Genomic DNA, 7420 nt, shown 5'->3' with positions numbered 1-7420 from the left:
GCCCTGCTGCACGACGTCGGCAAGATCCACGTGCCGATCGAGATCCTGAACAAACCTGGACGCCTCACCCACCCGGAGATGGCGGTGATGCGCACGCATGCCGCACGCGGTCACGCCATGCTCGTTGAAGGGACCTTCGACGATGAACTGTTGGCGGCTGTTCGCTCACACCACGAGATGCTGGACGGGAGCGGCTACCCAGACGGCCTGCGGGGGTGGGAGATCCCGGACTTCGTGCGGCTGGTGACCGTCTGCGACGTCTACGGCGCGTTGGTAGAACGGCGGAGCTACCGTGCGCCGATGTCGGGCGGGGAGGCCTACAACATCTTGCGAGGCATGGTCGGGCAGTTGGACGGTGATCTCACCCGCGCATTCCGACCCATAGCGGCAGCCTTCGATGCTCTCGTCTAGGCGGAACGCGCCGGTATCGTCGGCGCGGTAGGTGACGCGCCTACCGCACGTGAACGGCGAGCTTCATCTTCGGATGAATGCCGCAGAGGACGGCGAAATCGCCCTCGGTCGGGAAAGTGATGACGGCCCTGGCGCCCGGCTCGATATCGCCGCTGTCGAAGGTGAAGAGTTCATCTTCGATGTAGGCTTGGTGGACGAAGTTGTCGTCATCGTTGACCACCGTGATGTGCTCGCCGACGCGGAGTGCGACGTCCAGAGGGCCGAAACGCTTGCCCTTTTGCGAAATGATGTGATCGATGTCTGGCAAGGTCGCGATGGCCGCACCCGTCATGGTGATCGACCCGAGCACTCCTAGCAGCACCACAGATACCAATTTGCGGTTGCATGGCTGCATTGTATGTACCGGACGCTGCGTCAATGACGCTATGATCAATCCTAAAGAAGTTAAAAGCGTCACAAAATTTTGTATTCAGATCTAAAATCAAGTGTTTGTGATCGTTCTGCGTACCGCAAAAACATGCAGGTTAGTCTAAGGCCTGCGGGTGTGGCGCGACCTCGCCCGTGAACCGGGGTGGCATCAGCGGGCAACCATCGTGCGCCCGGCGATGCTGAAGCCAGAGGCTACCCTGCGCCGTGCTGTTGACGTGGATCGACACACGGCCGTGGCACACCGGGCAGCGCTTGATCGCGGACGGGTAGCTGGCGTGCGCTTCGGCGAGGCAGATCGGGCGCCATGCCCCGTCGATCCGGATCTCGCAGGTGATCGTATCTGGCGTCGCCATAGCAGACGGGCGCCACGTGGGAATGGATGTCACCAGCACGCGCTCAACGCGATGAGGCGCAAAAAGAGTCCGCCCGTCGGGGGGATCGGGTGGGCTCCTGGCTTCACCCCAAGTTTGTCACGGCGGACCGAAGCCAAGTTGTGATCTAGCAGCAGTAGCGGCTCGCGACGACCTGGGTAGACTACGCCGCGCACCGGAGGAGCAGCACCGGGGTCGTCTTGAGACGGCGGGCCTCGGTGCGGCCTCGCTGGCGCAGTCGCGTTAGAGCCGAGAGCTGATGGCAGGCCGACGCGGCGGCACCGCCCTGTGTGGCTGCTACAGCGCTCATCCTTCCCGGTCACGTGCCCGAGGTGTTCGCGACACCACACGGCCCGCGGCGGGTAAGCACGTGACGACAGGCGCATCTGGTCCAGTAACCTACCGTGCATCTCAGACCTGCAGCGTCTCGCCAGCTTGAGGTGAAGCCGTTTCACCAGATCTCGCGATAAGCCGCCGACGATCTCTACTTGTGCCTTGGATGAGAGGTTTAGAGAGACGGCTTCCAGTGCCTTGTCCGCGGTAAATGCCAGCACGGCGTACACCCTCAGTGCTTCGTGCTGCTGGGACACGGACACGAGGTAGGCTCGGCGCTTCAGCGGTTTCAGCATTTTGCCGACTTACGGGTGAGGAAGCCGCATGTCATCGATAAGTTTCATTAACCATGCGCTCCCAACCTGCGGGTGTCAGCTCGCAGGTGCCCGCGTGAACCAGGTCCGATCGATCACCGTCGAGGACTTCGCAAACGACTGCCCGGTGCCGCTGGAATTTGCCGCACGCATCGCTTGGGCAGAGCCCGATAGCCTAGCTGGCCTGCTCGATGGCATCCCAGAAGGCACACGTGCGCGCCGCGCCGTCTGGCTCTATGGTCGAAGCCATACCCATGAACTCGGCGTGCAGGTGGCGGCAGCCTGCGAGGGTGCGAGCCTGCGCCGAGCTGCCGCTATCGTCGGCAATCAGCTTTATGATCTGTCGCGCCGTCCTTACACCCCTCCGAGCCAAGGGATGCATGGTAGTGCGGGCCGACGGCAGGTCAGCCTTGGTGGATCGCGCGCGGTAGCCTACGCCTAGAGTCCTCGATCTGCGCAGCGACCCTCTATCATGCCTTTCGTACAAGACCTCCTCGCCCGCTTCCGGCAGACAGTGACCGCTTATGCCGGCGACGAGGCTTTGATGCAGGCCGGGGTCTCGGCGGCAGCCAACGTCATCGTCGCCGATGGAGAGGTCGCAGGCGAGGAATTCGAGACCGCCCTGACCGGCGTCATGGCCAGTCCAATCCTGGAGAAGGGCTACGACGTCTTGATGCTGGAGGAGGCCTTGTACGATGCGATCGGCCGGGCACGCACCCGCGCCGGGCGAGCGGACAACCTGCGTCGAGTTGCGGCGATCGCCGGCCGGCTCGCGGAGCAGCGGGAGAGTGTGTTCCTCGTGGCGGTGGATGTGGCCGACCACGACGGCATTGCGGAGATCGAGCACGTCGCGTTGGCCGAGATCGCCACGGCGCTACTCGTGGACAAAACACTGTTGCTGAAGGCGGTGCCGGTTCGATCTAAACGACTGTAACCGCAGGGATAGACCCGTCATCCGTCAGCGTGGCGAGCAGCAGCCAGAGCGCGCCGTGTTCCGGCCCACCCCGATCTGCAGCCAGGAAAGCAGACAAGCCGATATCGGTAACATGCCCTCCCGAGGCAGGATTGGCCTCGTGCCGGATGAAGCTTCGTCCGTCGGTCGGATCGCACACCAGAAACCAGTGATCGCCGTTCGAACTGACGTGGAGGACCCGAGCCACGACGACAATCTCGCTTAGCGGGCCGATTGACCGAGGTAGGCCGCCACGCTGGTGGCACGAGAGCCGACCATCCGCACGGCCTTGCGCAGACGATCCTCCGTGATCCCGAAGCGCAAAGCCCAATGCTCGCGGGCGGCGCGGTCGAACACGTCGATGTGGGCCTTGTCGTGCAGCTCGGTGGGCATGACGGGATCCGAGGGTGCTAACGCTGCGGTGGGTGTCGGGCGTGAAACCCTGCAACTCAGCCCTGGTTGCAGGCTTTTCTCGGTAATTCACCACGATCTGATGGGCGCGAAACGCCGCGTTGGGTCGGGTCGTGTGCTGCCCGTGTAAAGTCACGGTTAGCTATCACTGAGGTCCGATGGGAACGGCGAGCTTGACCGTCTGTTCTGCCGGCATGGAACACTATCGATCCACCCTCGCCACCACGGCGATCGCAGTCATCGGTCTGCTTGTCGCCGCGCATGTCCTGCACCCGGGCAACTACGAGCGATCGGATCGCAGAGCGCGTGTCGTCACAGTCGCCATTGAGGCGCCGTCGCCAGCTACGATCTGGTCGGGCCCACCGACGAAACTACACAGCAGCGAGCCCGCCATGCTGATGATAGATAGCCAAGCGTTGCTGGCGCAGCGTCCGATGGTGCCTATGCAGCCAGGAGCGCGAACATCGCCGCTGTTGTCGGGCAAGCTGGTGCCACCAGCTCGGCAAGCAAAAGCTGCAAAGGGTGACCCGATCGGTGATCTGATCCGCAACTTGGATCTCGATCAGAGCAGCTGAAAACCGACCGGGCATTTGCCCCCGCGAACCTATGCGTAAGGGCCGCCGAATAGGTCCCCCAGCGCCTTTCGTCGGAACAGCCTGCGCCAGCGCCTCCTCTGATGCTCTGGCCTGTCGTGGATCATGTGGCACCGCTGGCAGAAGGCCGCGATGTTCCCATCCGCGTTGTTCGAGGTGTCGTGGTCCCGATGGGCCGCCGCCAAGATGACCCGGGTCCGACGGGCCCGACCGAGGATGTCAGCGTCTGCAGCGATGTGGATCCGCCTGCCCCAGCCATCACGCCACCGGCCGGCTTGCGCGTCCCACCAGCGCCCGTCGCCGAGGTGGTAGACCATCCGTCCGTGCGGCCGTCCGCAGCCCTCGCAGCGGCTCCGAGCCCGGCCGAACCGGATCACAGCCGAAAGCTGCGCCCAGTCGATAGGGTAGAAGTAGCGGTGCTCGGGCCGGATCGGCATGATGGCGGGACTGTGCCACCCGTCGTGAAGAAAGCGTAGCGGTATCACGCTGCTACCGATCACACATGGACCTATCCGACCTTCAATTCTGGGCCTTTCTCGCAGCGGCCATCCCGGTCCTATTCCTGCCGGTCGTCATCGTCTGGTGGAAACGGCGCCCCATCGTCCCGATAGCCGTCCTCAGCCTCGTGTTCTGGCCTGGCGCACTGATCTTGGCTCTCCGGCTGCGTCGCCAGCGGGATCTGTAACCTCAGCCACGACGAGTGACTGAACGATAGAGACCGCGGCGACGTTCAGATCCGGACCGATCGAACCGATCCGTCTGGAGGAACGTTCATGTCGATGAAGACACTGACCTTAGCGGCTGCGCTCACACTCGTGGTCTCCGGTGCTGCTGTCGCTCAAACCGCGGCCGGCGGCGGCAGCGCCGAGGGCAACATGAACAACCCGGGCTCGGTGAAGAGTAGCTCCGAGAAGTCCATGGAGGGCGGGAGTAGCTCAATGAGCACGGGCACGATGAGCACGGGCACGGGGCCTGGTACCAGCGGCGGTCCGCCCGTGAGCACGCCTGGTGCACCCGCTGGTAGCGGGTCGGGCAATGGAGCGACCGGCAGCGGTGCAGCCCCAAGCGGCAAGTAACCTTCGGACGCCCCGCGGGCTGGATCCGCGGGGCACACCTCAAGCTCAATGCTTGGTCAGGCTATCGACAGTCTCGCTTGGCCCAAGCTTGCCCGAGAACCGTGCTAGATGACCGACGCTCGGCTCATCCAGGCCTCCTGCGTTCGCGAAGGTCGCCAAGGCGATCCCGACCAGGAACTCGGCTTCCACCTCGGTTACCTCTCGGCCGCTCAACGTGCTGGAAGCACCGCGTACAGCTAGCACGGCTTGCCGGAACGCGGGGTCATTCTGAAGTTCTGCCAGCCGGGTCATCGAACACTACCTGCACGAATGGTTCTGAATGCGCTGGGGCAAATGGCGCTGTCTGACCGACCTGCATAGAGCTGTTGCCTCGCAGATCGCCGGATCTACGGCTTGACCCTCCCATAAGGTGAGCCCGTAGCTCCCCATCTTCTGGCTCAGGGCTGGACTGGGCATCAGCAGCACGATCTACTTTCTCGGAGGGCGTCCTATGGAACCGGAACAGGCTGGTGGCGCGACCGGTTGCTCGTGAGCCCCCCCCTGACGCCAACCGAGATAATTCAATGGTCCGCGTGTCTCTCTCCCTGAGTATGACCGTCGCCGTACTTGCCTCTGTGGCGCTGATCACTCCCGTGCAAGCTCAGACCAAGCCTGGTGAAATCAAGGGGGTCGACGCGATGGGCGACAAGGATCGCAGCGCGCAGGATGGATGGAGCCAAGCGCCGGTGCCGCGGGAGGAGTCGGCTGCCAAGGATGCACCAAACCCCGGTGGTCACTCCATCGCAGAGAACAAGGATCGGCCGGTTCCGGCTGCGAGCCCAACCAGCGACTCCGCACACGATCCTCAAGCTCCCTTGCCGAACCGCACGGCATCGCCATCCGGCACCAACTCAGCGGAGCCTTCGAAGTAGCAGGCATACTTCGGCTTAGGCACGACCAGCTACTTTGAGCCTTCGCGTACTACAGCTCTCCAAAGTTAGAGGCAGTCGATGAAGTTTTACTGGGGACCGCACACGTGTGCGATCGGCATTCACATCCTGCTGGAGGAGATCGGCAGGCCCTACGAGAGCGTGAAGATGGACGTAGCCGGAGGCGCTACGCAGCAGGAGCCGTTCAAGCTGATCAATCCCAAGGGCAAGGTGCCGACCCTCGTGGGAGATGATGGAACGGTCATGACCGAGTACGGCGCCATTGCCACATGGCTTGCCCGCACAAACCCGGACAAGGGGTTGATCCCGGCAGATCCTCAAGCCGAGCGGCAGGGCATGGAGGTAATGGATTACGCGATCGGCACCCTACACCTGCAAGGCTTTGGCCGGATCTTCAAGACGGAGAACTACGAGCCTCAGGACACGCTTCACCAGACGTTTAAGCTCGGCCAAAAGTCGGTCAAGGAGCAAGGTCGCGAGATCATCGATCAAGCCTTAGCTATTCTGGACCGACAGATGGCGGACCGCGCCTACGTGGCGGGTGATGCGTTCACGATCGGCGACACCGCATTGTTCTACGCAGAGCGCTGGGCGCCGCAGCAAAACATTCCACTCCCTCCGAACCTCGCTGCGCATTTCGAACGGATGGCTGCACGGCCCGCGGTGGCTCGGGTGCGCCAGATCTGGGGCGAGGTATGAGGCTGTGGCCTTCGCACCGTACCGCTACCGCACTGATACCATATCCTGCCGCACGGTGCGGTGATCTGCCGTGCGCTGGGCAAGGCGACGGGGGCTTCGTGCGTGCGCGGCATCTGGCGCTACGGGACGCGCGCCGTTCGGTATACACGCTCCAGGGTTGCTAGATCCGACGCGATACGCCAGATTTAGGGTATGTCCTACGAGACGATGCATCAGTTCCGGGATCCCGCCGCCCACCCCCTCTTCGCAGAGTTGAGCGTGGTTGAGGTTCTGCGCACAGTTGAAACGGACGATGGGCTGCCTGTCCCGGCCGGCAGTCATGGGACTGTCGTGGCCATCTACGGCGGCGGCAAAGCCTACGAAGTCGAGTTCGCTCGGCCGGTGATCGGCAACTGCACCCTATCGGCTGACACCCTGCGCGCGGCCTGAGCCGCTTCAGTGAGCGATGACTGGACGGCCGATCTCGCCATCGGGGACGTGAAGATCAAAGGCTACCTGCTAAATCCCGATCATCCGGACAATAAGGGCAAGGCCAAGTTTTTCTTCAGCCGAGGGTTCAGTTCGGAAGCCATTGAACCCCTGATCCATGCCCTGTTCGAGCATGGAAAACCAAGCCACCTCGTGCGCGAGATGCCTACAGGGTTCGGCATGAAATATGTCTACGAGGGCCCGCTGAGAGCCGCCGACGGAACGACGCCTCACGTGCGCTCCGTCTGGCACAAAGAGGACGGTGACTTTCGCCGCATCCTCGTTACAGCCTACCCGCTTTAGCCCTGAATACGGCTGCAGCTCGCCTTCTCAGCTGCAACCGCAGCGATGACGCTCCCCAGCTCCGCGATCTGACGTAGGGCACTCCCGGCCGGCAACGGATCGTGCTCAGCCATCGCCAGGATGAGCATGCG

The 7420-nt window shown here is 63.0% G+C and carries 12 protein-coding genes; 8 read left to right on the top strand and 4 right to left on the bottom strand.

Annotated elements, in window-relative coordinates; all coding sequences use genetic code 11:
• Positions 1-411, top strand: a 411-nt coding sequence (locus tag OXS49_RS32030) for an HD domain-containing phosphohydrolase (RefSeq protein ID WP_267428578.1), incomplete at its 5' end; no start/stop codon positions are given.
• Positions 412-451: 40 nt separating this feature from the next.
• Here OXS49_RS32030 and OXS49_RS32025 read toward each other — a convergent pair.
• Entirely contained in the window at positions 452-760 is a 309-nt protein-coding gene (locus OXS49_RS32025; protein ID WP_267428577.1) for a methylamine utilization protein, read from the bottom strand.
• A 175-nt stretch (positions 761-935) separates the two neighbouring features.
• Positions 936-1193, bottom strand: coding sequence for a hypothetical protein (locus OXS49_RS32020; RefSeq protein WP_267428576.1), 258 nt, complete (start codon positions 1191-1193; stop codon positions 936-938).
• Positions 1194-1934: 741 nt separating this feature from the next.
• Between OXS49_RS32020 and OXS49_RS32015 the strand changes: the two genes are divergently transcribed.
• Positions 1935-2300, top strand: coding sequence for a hypothetical protein (locus tag OXS49_RS32015; protein WP_267428575.1), 366 nt, complete (start codon positions 1935-1937; stop codon positions 2298-2300).
• A gap of 30 nt (positions 2301-2330) precedes the next feature.
• Complete coding sequence (locus OXS49_RS32010; protein ID WP_267428574.1) at positions 2331-2792, top strand: tellurite resistance TerB family protein; 462 nt, start codon at positions 2331-2333, stop codon at positions 2790-2792.
• A 240-nt stretch (positions 2793-3032) separates the two neighbouring features.
• Here the strand turns inward: OXS49_RS32010 and OXS49_RS32005 are convergent, their stop codons facing one another.
• Positions 3033-3203, bottom strand: a complete 171-nt coding sequence (locus tag OXS49_RS32005) for a DUF3606 domain-containing protein (protein ID WP_267428573.1) — start codon at positions 3201-3203, stop codon at positions 3033-3035.
• 191 nt (positions 3204-3394) lie between these two features.
• Between OXS49_RS32005 and OXS49_RS32000 the strand changes: the two genes are divergently transcribed.
• Positions 3395-3796, top strand: coding sequence for a hypothetical protein (locus tag OXS49_RS32000; RefSeq protein WP_267428572.1), 402 nt, complete (start codon positions 3395-3397; stop codon positions 3794-3796).
• A gap of 29 nt (positions 3797-3825) precedes the next feature.
• Here the strand turns inward: OXS49_RS32000 and OXS49_RS31995 are convergent, their stop codons facing one another.
• Positions 3826-4251, bottom strand: a complete 426-nt coding sequence (locus tag OXS49_RS31995; RefSeq protein ID WP_267428571.1) for a hypothetical protein — start codon at positions 4249-4251, stop codon at positions 3826-3828.
• Between the two features lie 336 nt (positions 4252-4587).
• Between OXS49_RS31995 and OXS49_RS31990 the strand changes: the two genes are divergently transcribed.
• The 4 genes from OXS49_RS31990 (at position 4588) to OXS49_RS31975 (ending at position 7289) form a co-directional block, all read left to right on the top strand.
• On the top strand, positions 4588-4890 hold the full coding sequence (locus OXS49_RS31990; RefSeq protein ID WP_267428570.1) for a hypothetical protein: 303 nt from the start codon (positions 4588-4590) through the stop codon (positions 4888-4890).
• A gap of 989 nt (positions 4891-5879) precedes the next feature.
• Positions 5880-6518, top strand: coding sequence for a glutathione S-transferase family protein (locus tag OXS49_RS31985; RefSeq protein WP_267428569.1), 639 nt, complete (start codon positions 5880-5882; stop codon positions 6516-6518).
• 192 nt (positions 6519-6710) lie between these two features.
• Positions 6711-6947: a DUF4926 domain-containing protein gene (locus OXS49_RS31980; RefSeq protein ID WP_267428568.1), complete on the top strand. Its 237-nt coding sequence runs from the start codon at positions 6711-6713 to the stop codon at positions 6945-6947.
• A gap of 9 nt (positions 6948-6956) precedes the next feature.
• On the top strand, positions 6957-7289 hold the full coding sequence (locus tag OXS49_RS31975) for a DUF6883 domain-containing protein (protein WP_267428567.1): 333 nt from the start codon (positions 6957-6959) through the stop codon (positions 7287-7289).
• Positions 7290-7420: the final 131 nt, after the last annotated feature.

The sequence above is a fragment of the Methylobacterium sp. GC_Met_2 genome, from assembly GCF_026540795.1.
Lineage (GTDB): Bacteria > Pseudomonadota > Alphaproteobacteria > Rhizobiales > Beijerinckiaceae > Methylobacterium.
Note: the sequence above shows the minus strand (reverse complement) of the source record. Positions and strands in the feature narration are given on the sequence as shown.